Below are 18,935 nucleotides of genomic sequence, written 5' to 3'. Positions count from 1 at the left end.
TTGTCGAGATTAAAGGGGAAAACTAAACCCCTTTAATCTCCATTTCTGGCATCCTGCAATATCCACTCAGCAGCACGCTCAGCAATCATCACACAGGCCGCATTGGTATTGCCTGATATCAGGCTTGGCATAATAGAAGCATCAGCCACTCTCAACTTATCAATGCCCTGCACTCTCAGCCGAGGAGTCACCACAGATTCAGAGTCATGACCCATTTTGCAGGTGCCTAGCGGATGGTAAACACTTATGGCATGAGTGCGAATGTAATCCAGAATCTCGTCATCACTCTGAACATGTCTGCCAGGCAGACTTTCTCTTGTGATATGTTCAGCCACTGGCTGCTGGGCGAAGATCTTCCGCTGCCATTTCACGGCCTCAATCATGGTTTTGCGATCATGCTCCGTACTCAGATAATTGGCTCTGATTTCAGGATGGTTCAGCGGGTCACCATTGATAATATTCACTGAGCCCCGACTTTCCGGCCTGAGCTGGCAAGCCGTCGAAGTAATGGCTGCAGTTTTCGACGGCACGACCTGACCTTTTGCATTGGTTGTTCCGGAAGCCGGGGCAAAGTGAATCTGAAGATCAGGACGAAGCTGATCTGGTGTGCTTTTTACAAAGGCCAGGCTATGAGCCGCAGCCATGGACAAAAATCCCTGCCTTTTAGTGACATAACGGAACAGTTCACGGATAAAGTTCAGAGGTTTCAGGTTGTCATTGGCGGTTCCAATGGCTCCTACGTCTGTTACTACATCGACTGTCAGGTGATCCTGAAGGTTCTGACCCACCCCCTTGAGTGCATGCTTTACTGAAACACCGGCTTTTTTCAGCACTGTCTCAGGACCAATACCCGACAACAGAAGTATTTGGGGGCTGTTAATAGAGCCCGCACTTAAGATCACTTCTCGTTCAAATATTGATTGAAACAGTGATTCTCTGATAGATCCAAAAGCGTGAGGCTCATTTCATATTGGAGAAGACTATAGATAGACTCTTGTTCGCATTAGACTAGAATTGCTTCTTTGCCCCTACCAAAAAGAAACTTGGATGAACGGGCCTTCGCTGCCTGAGAGATAGACAATGTACAATATTGCGTTATATGCCCTGACGGTTATGATCTGGGGGTCTACCTGGATAGCCATTACCTTTCAGTTGGGTGAAGTACCTGTCCCTGTCTCCATTATTTATCGCTTTGCCATTGCTGGGTTAGTGCTGTTTGTCATCTTGGGTCTGACTCGTAATCTGCAGAAGCTGGATCGGAAGGATCATTTCTATACCCTTTTACAGGGGGGCTGCCTGTTTTGCTTTAACTTTTACTGTTTCTATTCATCTATTCAGTACATCAACAGCGGCTTGAGTTCCGTTGTTTTCTCAGTAGCCACTGTCACAAACTGTGTAGCTAACTGGTTGTTTTATAAGAAGAAGCCAAGCTTAAAAGTAGTGACTGGTTCAATAGTCGGACTGATCGGTATTTCTGCTATGTTCTGGCCAGAGTTCTCATCAGGGAGTGATGGGGAAAACACTTTAAAAGGTGTTTTACTGGCGATGTTGGGAACAGTCTTCTTTTCAATGGGTAATATGATTTCTATTCGTCATCAGAATAAGGGGCTTAAGCCACCCAGTACCAATGCATGGGGAATGCTCTATGGCGTTTTGGTTCTGACACTGGTGACCTATTTACAGGGAATTCCATTTGTTCTCGACTGGCGTTCTGAATATATAGCAGCGCTTTTGTATCTGGCTATTCCGGGCTCAGTGGTCGTGTTCACCAGTTATTTGCTTCTGGTGAGTCGAATTGGTGCTGACAGGGCCGCTTATGCCACCGTTCTGTTTCCAGCCGTAGCTCTTACTTTATCTACGATATTTGAAGGCTATCAATGGAGTTCTATGGCTATTTTTGGTTTTGTATTGGTTGCGTTGGGTAATCTCATTATCTTCTTTAAGTGGCCACTCAAGCAACGGCCGGCTGTCAGAGCTGAATCCTGTTAGAGAAACTATCTGACTTGTCAGTCAGTCTCTGAGTCTGTGAGTCTCCTCAGATAGAGTGGGGTGGCTAACACACAAAAGGAGACACACTATGGATGTACAAGGACTTTATTCAGCGATGGGGTATGGCAAATCCTACGAAGCAGACCGAGCGGCTGTTCACAGCAACATTGCTACTGCCGCCAAGTACACAGCGAAGGCTGCTTGCTGGTTTGGCATTGCCGCCGTTTGTGTTGCTTTGATTCCTGTTGATCTGGTTATGAAAACGGGCATTAGCCTTCTGGCTCCAGAAGATGGCAAATCGATGGGAGAAAGGACGGTTTCTCAGCACAGCTGATAAGCGCAGTTGTTGATCTGCAAGGCAGCCTTTGAGCTGGCTTTCTTGCAAACAGGGAGGTGACTTTTTAAAGCTACCTTCTTTTCAGAGCCCACAGGCGAAAAGTGATGATAGCAGCGACTCAGGACCTCGAATTACCAGATCGAAGTCCACAGAGCGACTGTGTCCGTCCTATCTTCAAATACCTCATTCCAGTTCCGCCCCCGGTACACCTATTCAACGAAGGCGTGCCAATACCCAACCTGAAATACCAAGCCCACTGATTGTCGTTTCCAGACAGGACGATGACACTGACGACAGCAGACCTCATGCCTATGATGGGCAGAGGAGGATGTCAGGTTCTGATACAGACAGCCGTGAACGCAGAAGAAGTTCTGGTACATTCTCAATACCTTCTCCCCCTGCATTGAAGCAGGGTGACTATTGGAAACTCCCGTTGAGACCAGTGAGTCAGCTAACGGACTCAAGAAGCGGTGCCTCTTGTTGTGACTAAAGCTCGGCTGACAGAGCTCTCGGAACTTTATTTTGGCCATTCGGAGCAAGCTGTGTTGGAGAATATGGATTGGAAAGAAGATGGCTCTGTCTATTTCACCGCCAGACCGGAGGGTTTTAAAGAGAATTATCAGTTTAGAGGGACGCTACATGAGGGGGATTATCTGATCGAAATGAAAGAAGGGACTGATTATGCGCCCTTCCAGGTGATTGATCTGATGCCAGACTATGACCTTGGCTTTCTTTATTTCTCCTTTGAAACGGTTGATTTGGGAGGGGAAGATAAAGTCCCTATTCCCATGGTTAGCCATGAAGTGGTCCAGCATCGCTTGCAGGTTTATTTTGAAAAAGGACGAAGAGGCTCTTCGGTTGGAGAGACTTCGCCCAGTTATACGATTCTGGAAGAAGGTGCGGCCAGCAGAAAGGTATTCTTGAAGGGCATGAATCCGCAGTATGGCAACATGACTGAGCGAGAAAAGCAGTTCCTCAAAACCCTTAATTGGTCGGTTAAGCGACATCCTGACAAGAACCCGCTTTTTCATCACGGTGCTGACAATCAGAACCCGGTATTCGATTTGAAAACTAATTTTCCAATGACGGTTATTATTTCTACGGCTGTAGGTTGTCTGACAGAGACCTTCTATATATCTGACAGAGATCTTCTATATAGTAGAAAATAAGCAGCAACTGAAGGCGTTACTGAAAGAGTTAAAGGATTGTAAATACTATGTGCCCGTCAATCCGCTTTGGGAAGATATTAAAGAAATACGAGCGGAATCATTTACCCTCTACGACCGAAGGTTTAGTGAGGCTTGATTCATCTTGCCTGAATTTTTTGGAATCATTCAAAAAGTCTGGAGACAAGGGTTCTCTGCCTGATGCAGATGGAGTACTGAAAATAGGCGGACAATCCCCACTCGCTCCCTGAATAAATAATTCGAGAAGCACTCTTGAGCCTAACGATCGGATGATCAGATTCTCTATATATTCGCAGGCTCTCTGTCAAAAACAGGCAGGTATCGACAGCAGTTTGCAAAACCATTGCTAAGTCCTGCTCTCAAGACCACTGATGAGTAATCTTTGATCGTTCTATCCAGTTGCTTTCTTACAAAGCGTTCGACCTTGTGTGGTTTGAGTTCAGCACAGGCTTCCTGGCATCAGTGATTTTGGATCTGACTGATACCAGAAGGTTTCCTGTAAGCTGGTTTATCAGGCCGCTCGCAGGCTGGCGTTCAGACCATTGTTATTGGCATTGGCAAATACAAAGTAGAGACGTACCGCAACAAATGCTAAGCCTGTGATCAATCCGAGAGTGATATTGGCAACACTCATGATGTACAAGCCTGCCAGCGCAGCAAAGGGGAGCCAGGGCAAAAACAGGTACATGAAGCGAAGATAAGCCCTGGCCTTCTTCTTGTGACTGGCACCCAGAAGACCCAGAAAAACTGCTGGCAATAAGATAAGAGGCAAGACCACTGCAATCAGGACCAGAAGAGTCATCCATTCAGGTAATTGACCAAGCAGGTTTTCAAGTGTCATCAGCATTGTATTGCCTCCAGAATTGATACCTTTATACTGCCGACTAAGGCGAGGTAATACTGTAAGAAATTGCCGATTTCTGATTAGAACAGGATTTCATACGAGTCAGTAAAAGTACCGTAAGAAGGAAACTGACTGACGAAATAAAAGGAGGTTTGTACCGTGATTGAGAGGGCGTTAACCCTCCCTCAGAAAAAGCGTCAGGAAGCTGCACGGTTTTGCTTTGTCAGCCAACTTTCTATATCTGATTTGAACCAGTATGCATTATTGCTGAAAGGGAGTCTGACGGGGCTCGGAAAGTCCTTTTCTTTTGTTGATCTTCTCGAAATACATGTAAGAACTTGGGGAAGAGAAAGCAATTTGTCTGACATCTGTGACTACCTTGCAGAGCATGACAATCAAGAGGGAGCTCTGCTTTGTTTTCCAAGAAATAGTATCGATATCCGTTTTAGGATAAGCGTCACAATTATGCCCGACGAATCCTAAACGACCGATTAACGGCTATGAAGTTTTTGATCTGATGTAACCCATTACCCACACTCGCTCCTTCTCTATGAGTCTCACCTCTTTGAGATATAGGCCGGATTACGCGACTTCCTCCGGGTTTATTAATGATTGATGCACCTGCTGTTTAATGAAATCAAGAAACATCCGCACTTTGGGAGGGGTTCTTGCCCGATCGTGAAAGACCGCAAAAAGAGGTGTTCTTGGTAATTCGTAGTTTGCCAACACTCTGACTACTTTACCCTGAGCCAATTCATCAGCAATAACATAAGGTGGAAGAGCAACAATACCTCCATGGTTAAGCATGACGTTTTTCAAGGCAATGGTGTCGTTTAAAGTCAGTTTGCCTGAAACTGGAACCAGATGACTTTGACCGGCATTGTCATTAAAAAGCCAATGACTCTGCTTCTGGACATTGGGCAAATTCATGAGCAGCAATTCATGATCTGCAAGGTCTTGCGGATGAGCAGGAATACCCTTTTTTTCCAGATATTCAGGCGATGCACAGGTCATCACTGAAATATCCGCCAGCTTGGTAGCTACCATGCCACTGTCGGGTAAGGAGCCAAAAATAATGGCAAGATCAATACCGCTCTCCAATTGACTGATCGAGGTATGGCTAAGATCCATATCAATCGAAAGTTCTGGGTGTTGAGCAAGAAAGCTGGGCAGTTCCGGTGCAATCATGGTCTGGCCAATGGCTGTTGGGATGCTGACTCTGACCAATCCTCTGGCCTGGTTAGCCACCTGATTGATCTCAGCCATTGCCGTTTCATATTCCGACACAATCACGTCACAGTGGCTGAGCAATCTTGCCCCTTCTTCCGTCAGGCTGAACCGTCGGGAGTTTCTATAGAGCAGAGCGACTCCACATTCTTTTTCCAGGTGGACAATGGCTCTGCTAACAGAGGATTTGGCAATGCCCAGAGCATTAGCAGCCTGGGAAAAACTACCGAGTTGGGCGACTTTCTGGAATATGGCTGTAGCGTTGAGATGTTTCATGGAGAGACAGCGATCACTCAATGATTGTTCGAAATATGGAACTTATTGTTCCTTTTATCGAACCCAAAAACAAGGTTTTCGGTGGTAGACTCGCTTCACGCATAGCACGGAGCTAATAAGAATAATGAAGAAGTTCAAAGCTGTTATTGGTTGTCTATTGGTATCCCCATTATATACGCTCATGGCAGTCTATTCCGGTTCAGTCTCCGCTGAAAATCTGGCCTACGATAAGCCCAGTAAAACGGTCCACCCCAAGCTGACTGCTCATTCACAGACCATGGCGCAGCGCGTCGATAAAATCGCAGAAGGTGTTTATAAAGCGATTGGTTACGACATTGCTAACAGTGTCATGATCGAAGGTGAGGATGGTGTCATTATTGTCGACGTACTGAGTACAGTAGGTTCCGCCAAACAAGTTATGAAGGCCTTTCGTAAAGTCACCGACGCTCCTGTTAAAGCCCTGGTTTACACCCATCATCATGGTGATCATATCAATGGCGGACCAGGCTTTATTAACCCGGAAGATGCTGTCTCCGGCAAAGTTCGCATCTTTGCCCATAAGGATCTGACCAAAAACCTGTCGCAGCAGGCAGGCATGCTGGTTCCCATCACTGCCAGCCGTGCTTTCTTTATGTATGGAAACTATCTGGATAAGGGCCCTGAAGGTGTCGTAAATACTGGTATTGGTCCTGCGTTGTTGACCGGTGAAACCCGATTTCTTCCCCCAACCGATTTAGTTGATGATCGTCGTGTAGAAACAATTGCTGGAATGACAGTGGAAATGATCCATGTACCCAGCGAAGCCAAAGACGAAATAGCGCTCTGGTTCCCCGAGAAAAAAATACTGCATACAGCAGAAGTTCTACAAGGTGAGAGCTTTCCTAACATTTATACCATTCGGGGGGACGTAATGCGTGACCCTGTGGAATGGGTAAGATCCATTGATCAACTGAGACAGTATCCGGCTGAAATTCTGGTTCGTAGTCATGGCCGGGCTATTGTCGGGAAAGAGAAGGTTGCTAATACACTGACCGCTTACCGTGATGCTATCCAATATGTGCATGATCAGACTGTTCGTTACATCAATAAGGGGTATACCCCGGATGAAATTGTCACGGTGATCGATCAGTTACCTCCTCATCTTCGTGATAATCCCGATCTTCAGGAGTTTTACGGAACTGTAAAACACTCGGTAAGAGCCATATACAACCAGTATTTGGGTTGGTTTAACGGCGACCCGGCAACTCTCGATCCATTACCCCCCCAAGAGAGAGCTAAACGTTATGTGGAAGCCATGGGCGGTAGAGAGGCTGTCTTGAAAAGTGCTGAGAAAGCATTTGATGACGGTGATTTCCGCTGGGTTGCAGAAGTCACCAGCTACCTGATCACACTGAACAAAGACGATATGACGGCACGTCAGTTGAAGGCTAAGGCATTCCGTCCATTGGCGTTCGATCAGATCAATGTGAACTGGAGAAACTTCTACCTCAGCTCTGCTCTTGAAATGGAAGGTAAGGCTCCAAGGCCCTTAAATACCCGCTCCAGTGGTGTTATGGCGGCAATGCCAGCCAGCGTTGTTCTGCAGCACATGGCCGTTAGGGTTGATCCTGTCAAAACAGCCGAGCTGGAAATTACCGGTGCTTTTGAACTGCCATCCGGTGAAAAGTATGCACTGGAACTGAGGAGAAGTGTCGTACAGTTTCACAACCAGGTACCAGAGAAAGTTGATTTTACTGTGAAAGCAGCCAAGAGGCCTTTGTTGGGGCTGACTTTAGGCATGAGAACCGTAGATCAGCTGGTGGCGGTTAAAGCTCTGAGTATCTCGGGTGACCAGAAAGCTGCAACTCAATTCTTTGCTGGTTTTGACCGGGCGATTCCCTGGGACAAAATCCCGGTGAGTTTGCACTGAGAGATATTGTTGATTGAGTCGAGTGCTGATTTGAGTGTTGATGTGAGAGTGGGGTGAGTATGCAGCGGCAGTATGACTTTATCGTAGTGGGAGGAGGCAGTGCCGGTTGCGTACTAGCAAATCGCCTCAGTGCTTGTGGACGTTTTCAGGTGCTGTTGGTGGAAGCTGGGGGTAAGGATTCGAATCCAATGATTCACTTGCCTCTGGGGTTCACGCAGGCAATGTCCATTCCTTCTCTGGGTTGGGGTTACAGCACCCAGCCAGAAGCTCAGTTAGACAATCGTCGTATATCCTGGCCTCGAGGAAAAGTGCTGGGAGGATGCAGTGCTATTAACGGCATGATTTATATCCGGGGTCAGAAAGAAGACTTCGATCGGTGGAGTGAGCCTTGTGAAGGCTGGTCTTACGACGAGGTGCTGCCCTACTTCAAAGTCAGTGAGCGAAACAGTCGTGGAAGGGACGCATACCACGGGACAGATGGAGAGCTTTCTGTAAGAGGCGGTACTTTCCATCACCCACTGACAGAACTTTACTGCCAGTCAGCCATGAAAGCCGGACTCACTGAGAATCTGGATTTTAATGGCGAAGCGCAGGAAGGTATTGGTTATGGACAGTTTAATATTGATGAGAAAGGGCGCAGAGCCAGCTGTTCCAGAAGTTTTCTGACACCTGCCCTGAGCAGGAAGAACCTGACGGTTTTGACCCGGGTTCAGGTAGAGGCTCTGGAGATTAAAGGTCATGAAGTTCAGGGGGTTCGATGTACACGAAAAGGGCAGACCCTGAATTTTTCTGCCAGTAAAGAAGTGATCTTAAGTGCGGGCTCTATTAACAGCCCCCAAATACTTCAGTTGTCGGGTATTGGTCCTGAGGCAGTGCTGAAAAAGGCCGGTGTTTCAGTAAAGCATGCACTCAAGGGGGTGGGTCAGAACCTTCAGGATCACCTGACAGTCGATGTAGTAACAGACGTAGGAGCCATTGGAACCGCCAATGACAATCTGAAACCTCTGAACTTTATCCGTGAACTGTTCCGTTATGTCACTAAAAGGCAGGGATTTTTGTCCATGGCTGCGGCTCATAGCCTGGCCTTTGTAAAAAGCACACCAGATCAGCTTCGTCCTGATCTTCAGATTCACTTTGCCCCGGCTTCCGGAACGACCAATGCAAAAGGTCAGGTCGTGCCGTCGAAAACTCCAGCCATTACTTCGACGGCTTGCCAGCTCAGGCCGGAAAGTCGGGGCTCAGTGAATATTATCAATGGTGACCCGCTGAACCATCCTGAAATCAGAGCCAATTATCTGAGTACGGAGCATGATCGTAAAACCATGATTGAGGCCGTGAAATGGCAGCGGAAGATCTTCGCCCAGCAGCCAGTGGCTGAACATATCACAAGAGAAAGTCTGCCTGGCAGACATGTTCAGAGTGATGACGAGATTCTGGATTACATTCGCACTCATGCCATCAGTGTTTACCATCCGGTAGGCACCTGCAAAATGGGTAAGGACCCTGACGCGGTTGTTTCTTCAAAGTTGAAAGTGCATGGGGTGAGTAAGTTGCGGGTGGCAGATGCTTCTGTCATGCCAACTCTGATATCCGGAAACACGAACGCTGCCTGCGTGATGATTGCCGAACGGGCTGCTGAGTGGGCTCTAAAGGATGCTTCTTGATCGATTATTGTTGCGGTAGTGGGTCAAGAATTTAACAATAGTTGTTCAGGGCATTAAAGGACCTGGTTTAGAACCGGTGAAAAAGCGAGTCTTTTCGTCTGAGGCTGGTTCCATACCCCCGTAGACGTTTTCTACACAATATCTATAAGAAAGATTTTTCGCACATTCATGTAACTCATTAATAAAAGTTGAGATACTTATATTTTCAATTTCATTAGAATTAAAACTGAAATCAATATCGTATTTACTTTCATATTTCACTACTCGTATGAATACTTCAGGTAAGACTAGTTCTTCTAATACAAGTGCTTCTGCATTAATTGAGATACTGGCATCGCAGTTTAGTTCTAAAAAATGATTAAGAGCCTCATTCGATATCTCATCTTTTTTCATGTTTTTGATATCTTCAGTACAGTTTATGGCAATAATTTTATAAGATCTATCACCTAATAATTTTATCAATGGTTTAACAGATTTTTTATCTATATTTTCAAAAACCACCTCAATGAAATTACTCATACCATCCCTCAATCAAGAAAAGTTTTGAATGTATGATCCATATTTAAACGAACTCCCCTACCATCATTGGTTCTTTTTTCAAGAAAATAGACTTCATGCTGAACATATCACAGGAGAAAGTCTGCCTGGCGGACATGTTCAGAGTGATGACGAGATTCTGGATTACATTCGCACCCATGCCATCAGTGTTTACCATCCGGTAGGCACCTGCAAAATGGGCAGTGATCCTGAAGCGGTTTTTTCATCTAAGTTGAAAGTGCATGGGGTGAGAAGTTGCGGGTGGCAGATGCTTCTGTCATGTCTACATTGGTATCCGGAAACACCAATGCTGCCTGCGTGATGATTGCCGAACGAGCTGCTGAGTGGGTTTTACTAGATGCTTCTGCATAAATGTTGCTGGGGATTGTCAATCTCTCAAATTCGATTTGATTCATACAAAAACATTCTGGCGACATCATCAAAATAGTGCTCTGGGATTGTAAATTCATGCAAGCTCATATCACTTAGATTTCTCCAGATTATACGTTGAACCTTCAAATACAAATCGTTAAACAGGATAACATTATACTTATCCCAAAAAGCTGAACCACCCACATCATCTAAGTGAAAAATTTTACGTAATTGACTAAGGTATCTATAGTCTTCGATTTTTTCAGGTTCAGCTCGTGCAATAGATTCATGAAGTTTATTTTCCCCTGAAGGGAGAGTATGCATAACTCCATCATATATATAGCCAAAAATTTCTTCTTTAGTAAGCCCGGATAGAAAATTTATAGTTCGGTTTGAACAATTATCCAAAAAGATTTCTAGATATTTTATCGTTGAGGATAATATAACTTCCTCTTCAAAGTTTCCTAGTTTTTGATTATTCACCCAAAAGCAAAAATTTGCATACTGATTTCCATCACAACATTTTTTAGTTAAGCTCCATTCAATCGAAAAGATTGAACTATTTCCAACAATTGTCATCATAAATCCCTCAAACGTTGCTCTGCATACTTTGTGATACTTCTGATTCCGTTACCAGAATCACTTCTTCCACTAAAGTGCATTGTTCCATCATTTGCATTTGAGAATCTATAGATAACACCATTTTTGTTTAAACCATACCAATGCCTTGCATTAACTGGATCATCAGGTACTGATCTTTTGTATACATCAGCTGCATCATCAGGCAATGGAGTCTTGTTGGTGTTAAATTCTTTGCTACCTTTAACATGAGCTTTATTTACATGATATTTAGGTTTAATTCCTGTGTATCGAGGTAGTTTATTGACCAGCTCAACAATTTTCTTCCCAGCCTTCAGCTTACCCCCTGGCCCCGCCATAGCCAAATAGACTTCACCGGCAACATTGGCAAAATCATTCAACTCCGCCTGTGGAAAACCCAGCTTCAGGCAGTCATCAGCACGACAATGTCCCTCTACCTCAGGAGGGTGTCGCAAAACCTACTACAAGCCGGTAATCTGTATATTCAAGTAGCTTTACCGGCTTCAGCATGACGACAAGAACTCAAATAAAAATTAATACTGCTCCACAGCTCGATATTTTTTCAGGTACAGCCAGTAGTTCTGATCACAAAAAACAGGATGAATCCAAAAGATCAGCCAACAAAACAGGCAAACGACGTTTTGTTGCTCCTGACCCCAACGCAATCACTCTTGGCAACACTAACCTGAAAGAGCACCTTGAACTAACCGGTCAAAAAACACCTTTTACCGTTGCATCCCTTCTTGATGAACAGGACTGGTCTGATTTTGAGCAAAGGTATGCATTAGAAGGACGTCCTCCTTATTCACCCCGTAATATGATGGGTTTGATTCTCTATGGCATTATGCAAGGCATTACCTCGTTGAGAACTCTGGAACGATTAGCCCGTGTCGATCTTGGCTGTATGTGGGTTACCGGAGGGATTTTTCCAGACCATGCCATTATTGGTCGCTTCATCAATATGCACAGCGAGTCCATGACCGGTGCTTTCTTTGAAAGCCTGACACGAGCCGTTCTCAAAAAAACAGACTCCGATGGAAGTTGTCTGGCTGGTGATGGGACCGTTATAGAAGCCGCTTGCTCAAATTACAACCTGATGAAGCAGGAAGCTGCGCAACAGGTGCATGAAGCAGCACAAACGCAAGCTGACAACCATCCAGATTGCCCTGAAAGCCAAAAGAATCTGGAGATGGCCAGCAGTGCTCTCGAAGCAGTCGTTGAACGCAACGCGAAGCGAAAGAAGAACGGTAAGTCAGAAAGTGCTGTCGTAAGCCCTACAGAGCCTGAAGCTGTTGTCCAAAAGATGAAACGGGGGCGAGGGTACACAACGAGTTACAAGCCATCCGTATTAGCTAATAACAAGCGGGTGGTACTGGCTCAGGCTGTAGACCCTACCAATGAAACTACTGTCGTAAATCCAATGCTTGATCAGTCAATGCAGATCACGGGTAAACCAGTCGATGAAATGCTATTGGATGCTGGTTATTTTAATGATGAAGTCATTGCAACCAGTCTGGAGCACGATATCAGCCTGCTATGCCCTGAGGGTAAAGAACCAGGCAAACCCAAAGAATCCAAAAAGTTCCAGAAGGGACATTTTTATTACGATGAAACCAATGACGTTTATCGTTGCCCTGCAGGAAAAGAGTTGACTCCCATTGGTAAGATAAAAGGGAGCGCTCGCACAAAGGAGCAGAAGATATATGGCAATGGGCCTTGCGAAGGCTGCCTTCTCAAAGATAAATGCACGAGCAATAAGAAGGGGCGGCGCATAAAGCGCTATGCAATGGATGATGCTAAAGATGCACTGAGGCAGGTTATGCAGCATCCGAAAGCCAAAAAGTCTTTCAGCAAAAGGAAGGCGATGGTTGAACCTGTGTTTGCCTATTTACGGGATGTACAGGGATTAAACCGCTTCCGTCGCAAGGGGCTGGAAAAGGTTAAACTGGAATTTGGTTTGCACTTGCTGGCTTACAACTTGAGTAGGGCTGTAAAGGCCAATATTTACGCTATTTTATGGTACAACTGGCTTCTCTGGGCGTTGTTTGAGAAGTGTCACCCATTTATAGAAAAAATGGACAGCTGGGAAAGAGTCCCAATGAAGTGTCATTCTACACCGAGCAAAGCGCCTCACTGGGTTTGAATTTTGGCTTTTAAGACACCCTCTCAGGCAGGAGGGGCTGAAATGATCAGCAAACAGGTAAAAGAACCGAATTTTCTCGTCATAGTATTGGCCGTTTTTCGGGTAAACTGACTAAGCCTGACATTCAGTTCCAAGGTCAGGGTATAGCTCTGACAGCTGGTCTATACGCTCTTTCAGGTATTTGACATCCTTGTCTTCGTCTTGCCACTGATGCTCCAGGCAAGTTGAGTAAACCTGTTGTGCTGCAGAGAGCAGGCTGTCTGCCAGGTCATCGAGCGGATATAGGTCAACAGTTTTTAAAACGGCAATATCCCTTTCCATAAAAAAAAGACTGCACATGGATGTATTCCGTTTTTCCACAGTGACTAAATAGGGACCATCCATGAAATACAGCTCTTCCTTTCTGGAAGCTCCTGTTTTCAGGTCAATAATTGCACGAAGCCACCACCCCATAATAGTAACAACGAAATCGTCCCAGTTTTTACTAGGAAATTGATAACCTGAAAGGTCAAATAAAATGATACCTGTTGTCAAGTCACTGAATCTCATATAAGAGCTTGGCTTTGTACATATTAAAATTCTGCTCATATTAATTTCTCATTTTCGGGTATGCTGTCGTAATAGCCTTGGTTGCTTTGTCGATCCATATATCAATGCCATTGCCGTGCACGAGAATCCGATCACCATCAGATTTCAGGGTTTCGATACGTTTACCGTACCGGTAAGCCTGCCGGATGGTTCTCTCAATTTCATCTCTTGACATGGTTTCAGGAAATAGACTTTTGTTTGAGCCTTTCATGATTCTGGCACCGCCTTTCTGGTGGCCAGATATAATATGATCAATCCTTATTTCAATTTTGCGCCATGATGGCAGGTTGATGGGTTTGAGTTTAGCAACCGCATCAGCCACTGAATGGCAGTGACTGAACCAGGACCATAAAGTTATTTGCTCTTTTAATGGAGGTTTTGATCTTTCTATGTCACCTTTTATTCTGGCTTTGTTGATTTCCTTTGGTTTAGAGATAGTGCATGTATAGAATTGAGTTCAGTATCTGGCTGGCGAGTAAAACTCGGTGGGCTCAGCTGACGAAAGTAATAGAATGTCAGACTATTCCCCGGATTGGCGAATATATGAAATTCAATAACTCTGAAGTTGGGGATTATTTCTCTTGGGAGGTCTCCCAGATTACCTACCATGAATCTGGTTCTATCGCTGTCTGGACAGAGCTTCTTGATAACATTGATGGGCGTGGTTATTCATTTGACACAGAAGCTGAGTTTGACGAGTATTACCAGTCTTATCTGTCTGAAGGCTGGGTGTCGGAGCGAGGAGTTGGTGAAAATAAACAATATAAAGTGGTGTCTTCCGGCCAAGTGCCACCGCAGTGATAGTACTCTATCTTACGAAATCATCAATATTTCCCAGTATTTTACCTGCATCGTCTGCATAGTCTCCATTGTCGTAAATTTTTCCATGGTGCTTTGGTGGCAACCGTTCCCAATTTTTCAGCTTTTCAAGTGCCCTACCCCACTCCCGAGGGGGTAGATTTCTTCCCAGATTTTTATTCAGTATGTCGGCTGTATGTGGGAATATTTTCCTTCCCCCAGTCTGTATAACTTTCCTGAGCAGTGCTGAAGCAGCCTTCAGCTTACCCCCTGGCCCCGCCATAGCCAAATAGACTTCACCGGCAACATTGGCAAAATCATCCCACTCCGCCTGTGGAAAACCCAGCTTCAGGCAGTCATCAGCACGACAATGTCCCTCTACCGGCTGGATGCTCTCGAGCTCGTCCTGCAGGGTGACTATGCGCGCTCTGAGATCGCTTTTTTCTTGAAGATAAGTTTCATAGTCTTTGTTCAGGTCTGCTTTTTCTTCATTCAGCTCTGTCTTCTGTTTTGAAAGATCACTTAATCGACTCTGGCAGTCTTTCAATAATGCCTGCGAGACACTTTTCTCGTCACGACATTGGGCATTTTGTTTTGAGGCTGACGATTCCAAGCCCAGACATCGGGATTTCCAGGTACTCAGTGCATTACGTCGTTGGTCACAGACTTGGCTCCAATAACTGACTTCTGATTGCCAGGTATTGTACTCTGTCTTCCATCCGCCGTGTTCATCCAGCCACAATTGCTCCGTGACGGCCCATTGCCAGCAACCGTGATTGGGGATATCAAAGGGGTAGCAGATTCGAGCCCGACCATTGGGGCATGGGTAATTCCAGCCACTGCAACGCTGCCACCAGTCAAACATCAGGTTTTTTCGTTCTGCCTTGACTTTATTTCTGTGGCTTACAATCCGGTTTATTTCGGCTGTCTTTTTATTTTGCTGGTTGCATTCATTGATTCCAGGAGCATGATTTCGGTCATATTCGTCGTTACAGGTGTTAATCTGCTGATTGTTGACCCTTATGACCTCTTTGCAACGCTGATCGAGTTCATCATGAAGCTTCGACTGTTCCTCGCACTGTTCAAGAACGTGCTGTTGCTGATCCTTTATCGCTTCATAGTGCTCTTTCCATGAAGCCTGCTTCTGCTCAATGCTCTCAAGCCTTTCCAGAAAACGATCCACCTCGTCCTGAAGTGTTGGCATTTCACCCGCCGATGCAAACAGCTTCATACCCAGGAAATTACGATCCGTTTCATGGTTAGCACCCTTTTCATGAGGTGCAAACCTGAGTCGCAATAATGAACGATAAAGCGTTAGCGTTCGTAGGTGATCTGGACTGATCGTTTGCTGATCTGACAAGTAACGATCTGCTGCGGGCCAGCGTAGAAAAGGCTGCCTGATCATTAACAGCGCCACTAGAAAGTGGCGTAGAGCGCCTTTATTTTCACTATGAGATGTCTGCTCCAGCGTAGTTATACCCTCATACAGTACCTGTCTCTGTTCCAGCAGTTTTTCATGGAACCATTGAAGAGCCTGTTCTTCAGGAAAGTCCGCCACCTCCTGCACAAGATACTGATCAAGCGTTCTCAATAACCAGGCTTCTTCCTGAAACAACGTATTAAGGTAGGCGAAAATGCTGTCAGGAACGGGGGCTGCTAACTCTTTTAATTGAGAAAAGAAATCAATGCCCCGAAAAAGGTCAGCTGGAGACAGGAGCATGAGATAGAGTGGGGCAATCGTCTCAAAAATATCGGATCGGGCTGAATAGCTGTGAACCAGATCTTCAAGATCAGAGAGTAAAGGCTGCCCCACACTGCCTTTTGAAGTGATCGCCCTGAACTCTTCCAACCAAGGCGCTTTTTCTTCAACCAGACTCTCTTCAATCAAATAGTCCAGAAGCGTATGTTCAATCTTTTTAAAATCAGGTGGCTGCTGTTCAGAAGCATTCGCAAATTGACCCGAGCATGTCAACAACAGAGTCAGGCAGGTCATCACCAGAAAGTAGAACGAGTGTGTGAAAATTTGATGCACTGAAACCCATCGAATCTGAGAAAAAACCTACAGAGTAGATCAGATTCAATGGGCCTCAAGGATGGATGCTCACTGCATGAAAAATGAGAGCCTGGGATTGTCTCCCGGGCCCATATAAAAAATCAGTACTGAGATTCTGGAAGGTGGACTACCAGACCGTCCATCTCGTCAGTAACGGTCATTTGGCAGCTTAAACGGCTGGTTTCTTTGGGCTCATTGACCACTTCCAGCATTTCTTTTTCAATGCCATCGGCGGTACCAGTGATCTGGCCCCACTTCTCATCAACATAACAATGACAGGTAGCACAGGAGCAGGCACCCCCACACTCTGCGAGAATACCGTCGATCATATTCTCTGTAGCGCCTTCCATAACTGTTTTACCGACATCAACGTCAGCTTCGAACTGATTACCGTCATGGGTTACGTAATTGATGATTGGCATCGGATATCCTCACTCTATCAGCGCTTTATCATGAGAATGCCGCTCATTTGGTTTTTTGGCAGCACCCTCATAAGAAGACATACGCTTGGCTGGTTATTGCAGTAATTCTTTAGGGTCAATGGCGTCGTCTGCCAGTTTACTGGCATCGACTGTGACGCCTGACTGGATCAGCTTTTTGGCAGTCATGAACTCTTTGCCACGATTGACACAATCCGCAGCCAGTACTTTTCCTGCTTTCAGGTACCAGGCAACAAAGCTTCTGCCCTGTTCATAGTCTCCCCGAATAACAACTTGTTCGTAGCCTTCGCTAAGACCGGCAATTTGTAGTTTCATATCGTACTGGTCAGACCAGAACCAGGGCTGAGCTGCATAGACTTTTTCTTTCCCACAGATAGAGGCCGCCGCACTTCTGGACTGTTCCATCGCATTGGGTACCGATTCCAGACGCATTCGCTTGTTAAAGAGAGGGTTTGGGAAGTTGGTGCAGTCCCCGGCTGCCACAATATCAGAGTCCGATGTTGTAGCCAGCTCATTCACCAGAATACCGTTATCGACTTCCAGACCTGCTTTTTCTGCGAGCTCCACATTAGGCACAATACCAGCCCCTATAATAACCAGATCGGCTTCAAGACGACTTTGGTCATCTAAGATAACACTCTCTACTTTGCCGTTGCCTTCAATGGCTTTTATTGCAGTGCCCGTTTTGATTGTCACACCTTCTTCGGTGTGTATCCGGTGATAAAAGGCTGAAATCTCCGGAGCGGTGACCCGTTGTAAAACCCGGTCCATCATTTCCAGTATGGTAACCTCAAGACCCAGTGTTCTGAGTACCGCAGCGGTTTCCAGACCAATATATCCACCCCCAACAATTACCGCTTTTTTACCTGACGCAATATTGGATTGAATACCCTCAATGTCTGACGCTGCCCTGAGATAATGTACGCCAGGTAGCTGACTTCCTTCTAATGGCAGTATTCTTGGACGAGAGCCTGTGCATAAGGCTAATTTACTGTATTGAATCGTTTCTCCGGTATTGAGAGTCAGGGACTTCTTTTCCCGATCAATGGCTTCGACCCGGGTATTCAGCTTGAATTGGATATTCTGCTTTTCATAGAAAGCAGCTGGACGAATCTGGATTTGCTCAATGGTTTTTTCACCGGAAAGAAAGGTCTTTGAAAGAGGAGGGCGGTGATAGGGAAGATAGGCTTCATCGCCAATAACCAGAATTTCGCCTTCCCAACCTTCGGTTCTCAGGCTGGCTGAAAGTTGCGCAGCGGCATGGCTGGCACCAATGATGACACAGACTTCACTCATAAGGGATCCTGAACTGATTTCCTTCTGGTGTTTGTTTTCAGCTTTTTTATTGTGAATTTTGCATCCGGACGATGGATGAAAAAATCCTGTTATTCATTGCTGTTTAAGTTCAGTACCTTAACCCGAATAGTGCTGAAAGGCACGATTTACCACGAAAATGCAGCTCATAAAGGCTCTTAAGCAACATCCCGCTTATCGATAAACGGAATGTCTGATTTTGGGTTTCTCGTCGAATAGCGTTAGCAAAAGTTTTACCAGAAGATGTTTATGTCTGGGGTTGAGGCTTAGCTTCTGTGACAGCAATGCTGACCAGAAAATCAGTAATGCTTTGAACATCTTCCAGTTCACCATCTTCATTCCAGAGTACGGCTATACAGCCAGTCCTGAAGGTCACCCTGACAGCGGAATGGGGGAGTTTAGAAAGTATTACAGAGCTAACGGCATTGTTTTCTGGCCAGTGATTATTGGCTGATTTTTCCAGAACAATGGTGGGGTCATCGTCTTCAGTGAGAGACACAATGGAATACTCAAGCCAGGGTCCCTGTTCATAATCGGCAGCCTCCGGCAAAAGATCTTTGTCTTTGATTTCCCGGCAGGTGAGGCCTGACATGATTGCTTTGTTCCTGAGCTTCATGCGTCGTCTTTCTGACCTGGGAGGTAAAAGCCAGATGAAGT

At 45.6% G+C, this 18,935-nt stretch carries 19 protein-coding genes and 1 pseudogene; 8 read left to right on the top strand and 12 right to left on the bottom strand.

Annotation, left to right across the window (positions count from 1 at the left end; translation table 11 throughout):
- Positions 1-32 precede the first annotated feature (32 nt).
- Entirely contained in the window at positions 33-917 is an 885-nt protein-coding gene (locus tag GZ78_RS20380; RefSeq protein ID WP_269078784.1) for a GMC family oxidoreductase, read from the bottom strand.
- Positions 918-1,080: 163 nt separating this feature from the next.
- Here GZ78_RS20380 and GZ78_RS20375 point away from each other — a divergent pair, with 163 nt between their 5' ends.
- The 3 genes from GZ78_RS20375 (at position 1,081) to GZ78_RS20365 (ending at position 3,495) form a co-directional block, all read left to right on the top strand.
- Entirely contained in the window at positions 1,081-1,989 is a 909-nt protein-coding gene (locus GZ78_RS20375; protein ID WP_034840189.1) for a DMT family transporter, read from the top strand.
- An 88-nt stretch (positions 1,990-2,077) separates the two neighbouring features.
- Positions 2,078-2,323, top strand: a complete 246-nt coding sequence (locus tag GZ78_RS20370) for a hypothetical protein (RefSeq protein ID WP_034840187.1) — start codon at positions 2,078-2,080, stop codon at positions 2,321-2,323.
- A 485-nt stretch (positions 2,324-2,808) separates the two neighbouring features.
- Complete coding sequence (locus GZ78_RS20365) at positions 2,809-3,495, top strand: hypothetical protein (protein WP_152558856.1); 687 nt, start codon at positions 2,809-2,811, stop codon at positions 3,493-3,495.
- 529 nt (positions 3,496-4,024) lie between these two features.
- Here the strand turns inward: GZ78_RS20365 and GZ78_RS20360 are convergent.
- Both GZ78_RS20360 and GZ78_RS20350 read right to left on the bottom strand, forming a co-directional pair.
- Positions 4,025-4,360: a hypothetical protein gene (locus GZ78_RS20360; protein ID WP_034840184.1), complete on the bottom strand. Its 336-nt coding sequence runs from the start codon at positions 4,358-4,360 to the stop codon at positions 4,025-4,027.
- 579 nt (positions 4,361-4,939) lie between these two features.
- On the bottom strand, positions 4,940-5,860 hold the full coding sequence (locus tag GZ78_RS20350) for a LysR family transcriptional regulator (RefSeq protein ID WP_152558855.1): 921 nt from the start codon (positions 5,858-5,860) through the stop codon (positions 4,940-4,942).
- A gap of 124 nt (positions 5,861-5,984) precedes the next feature.
- On the opposite strand from GZ78_RS20350, the gene GZ78_RS20345 reads away from it, so the two are divergent.
- Both GZ78_RS20345 and GZ78_RS20340 read left to right on the top strand, forming a co-directional pair.
- Entirely contained in the window at positions 5,985-7,769 is a 1,785-nt protein-coding gene (locus tag GZ78_RS20345) for an alkyl/aryl-sulfatase (RefSeq protein WP_051786384.1), read from the top strand.
- A gap of 59 nt (positions 7,770-7,828) precedes the next feature.
- Positions 7,829-9,433, top strand: coding sequence for a GMC family oxidoreductase (locus GZ78_RS20340; RefSeq protein ID WP_034840179.1), 1,605 nt, complete (start codon positions 7,829-7,831; stop codon positions 9,431-9,433).
- A 45-nt stretch (positions 9,434-9,478) separates the two neighbouring features.
- On the opposite strand, the gene GZ78_RS20335 is transcribed toward GZ78_RS20340, so the two are convergent.
- Complete coding sequence (locus GZ78_RS20335) at positions 9,479-9,952, bottom strand: hypothetical protein (RefSeq protein ID WP_034840178.1); 474 nt, start codon at positions 9,950-9,952, stop codon at positions 9,479-9,481.
- Positions 9,953-9,980: 28 nt separating this feature from the next.
- Here GZ78_RS20335 and GZ78_RS20330 point away from each other — a divergent pair.
- Positions 9,981-10,342 (top strand): annotated as a pseudogene (locus tag GZ78_RS20330) (GMC oxidoreductase).
- A 24-nt stretch (positions 10,343-10,366) separates the two neighbouring features.
- On the opposite strand, the gene GZ78_RS20325 reads toward GZ78_RS20330, so the two are convergent.
- Positions 10,367-10,924 carry an Imm42 family immunity protein gene (locus GZ78_RS20325; RefSeq protein ID WP_034840174.1) on the bottom strand — a complete coding sequence of 186 codons (558 nt, stop codon included), beginning with the start codon at positions 10,922-10,924 and terminating at the stop codon, positions 10,367-10,369.
- Positions 10,921-11,322: a hypothetical protein gene (locus GZ78_RS20320; RefSeq protein ID WP_152558854.1), complete on the bottom strand. Its 402-nt coding sequence runs from the start codon at positions 11,320-11,322 to the stop codon at positions 10,921-10,923. Before GZ78_RS20320 ends, GZ78_RS20325 begins: the two co-directional genes overlap by 4 nt.
- Before the next feature lie 128 nt (positions 11,323-11,450).
- On the opposite strand from GZ78_RS20320, the gene GZ78_RS20315 reads away from it, so the two are divergent.
- On the top strand, positions 11,451-13,085 hold the full coding sequence (locus GZ78_RS20315) for an IS1182 family transposase (RefSeq protein WP_051785764.1): 1,635 nt from the start codon (positions 11,451-11,453) through the stop codon (positions 13,083-13,085).
- Positions 13,086-13,196: 111 nt separating this feature from the next.
- Here the strand turns inward: GZ78_RS20315 and GZ78_RS20310 are convergent, their stop codons facing one another.
- Both GZ78_RS20310 and GZ78_RS20305 read right to left on the bottom strand, forming a co-directional pair.
- Positions 13,197-13,634: a hypothetical protein gene (locus GZ78_RS20310; protein WP_034840172.1), complete on the bottom strand. Its 438-nt coding sequence runs from the start codon at positions 13,632-13,634 to the stop codon at positions 13,197-13,199.
- A gap of 40 nt (positions 13,635-13,674) precedes the next feature.
- Positions 13,675-13,884 (bottom strand): EndoU domain-containing protein, encoded by a 210-nt coding sequence (locus GZ78_RS20305; RefSeq protein ID WP_152558852.1) that lies wholly within the window; start codon positions 13,882-13,884, stop codon positions 13,675-13,677.
- A 332-nt stretch (positions 13,885-14,216) separates the two neighbouring features.
- On the opposite strand from GZ78_RS20305, the gene GZ78_RS20300 reads away from it, so the two are divergent.
- Complete coding sequence (locus GZ78_RS20300) at positions 14,217-14,474, top strand: hypothetical protein (protein WP_201772769.1); 258 nt, start codon at positions 14,217-14,219, stop codon at positions 14,472-14,474.
- A gap of 7 nt (positions 14,475-14,481) precedes the next feature.
- Here the strand turns inward: GZ78_RS20300 and GZ78_RS20295 are convergent, their stop codons facing one another.
- From GZ78_RS20295 to GZ78_RS20280, 4 genes are all read right to left on the bottom strand, one after another.
- On the bottom strand, positions 14,482-16,503 hold the full coding sequence (locus GZ78_RS20295) for a coiled-coil domain-containing protein (RefSeq protein WP_152558851.1): 2,022 nt from the start codon (positions 16,501-16,503) through the stop codon (positions 14,482-14,484).
- A 122-nt stretch (positions 16,504-16,625) separates the two neighbouring features.
- Positions 16,626-16,946 (bottom strand): 2Fe-2S iron-sulfur cluster-binding protein, encoded by a 321-nt coding sequence (locus GZ78_RS20290; RefSeq protein WP_034840166.1) that lies wholly within the window; start codon positions 16,944-16,946, stop codon positions 16,626-16,628.
- Positions 16,947-17,039: 93 nt separating this feature from the next.
- Positions 17,040-18,260 carry an NAD(P)/FAD-dependent oxidoreductase gene (locus tag GZ78_RS20285; protein ID WP_034840164.1) on the bottom strand — a complete coding sequence of 407 codons (1,221 nt, stop codon included), beginning with the start codon at positions 18,258-18,260 and terminating at the stop codon, positions 17,040-17,042.
- Between the two features lie 265 nt (positions 18,261-18,525).
- The gene (locus tag GZ78_RS20280; RefSeq protein ID WP_152558850.1) at positions 18,526-18,870 is read right to left on the bottom strand and encodes a hypothetical protein; all 345 of its coding nucleotides are present in this window, start codon (positions 18,868-18,870) and stop codon (positions 18,526-18,528) included.
- Between the last annotated feature and the right edge of the window lie 65 nt (positions 18,871-18,935).

The sequence above is a fragment of the Endozoicomonas numazuensis genome, from assembly GCF_000722635.1.
GTDB lineage: Bacteria > Pseudomonadota > Gammaproteobacteria > Pseudomonadales > Endozoicomonadaceae > Endozoicomonas_A > Endozoicomonas_A numazuensis.
Note: the sequence above shows the minus strand (reverse complement) of the source record. Positions and strands in the feature narration are given on the sequence as shown.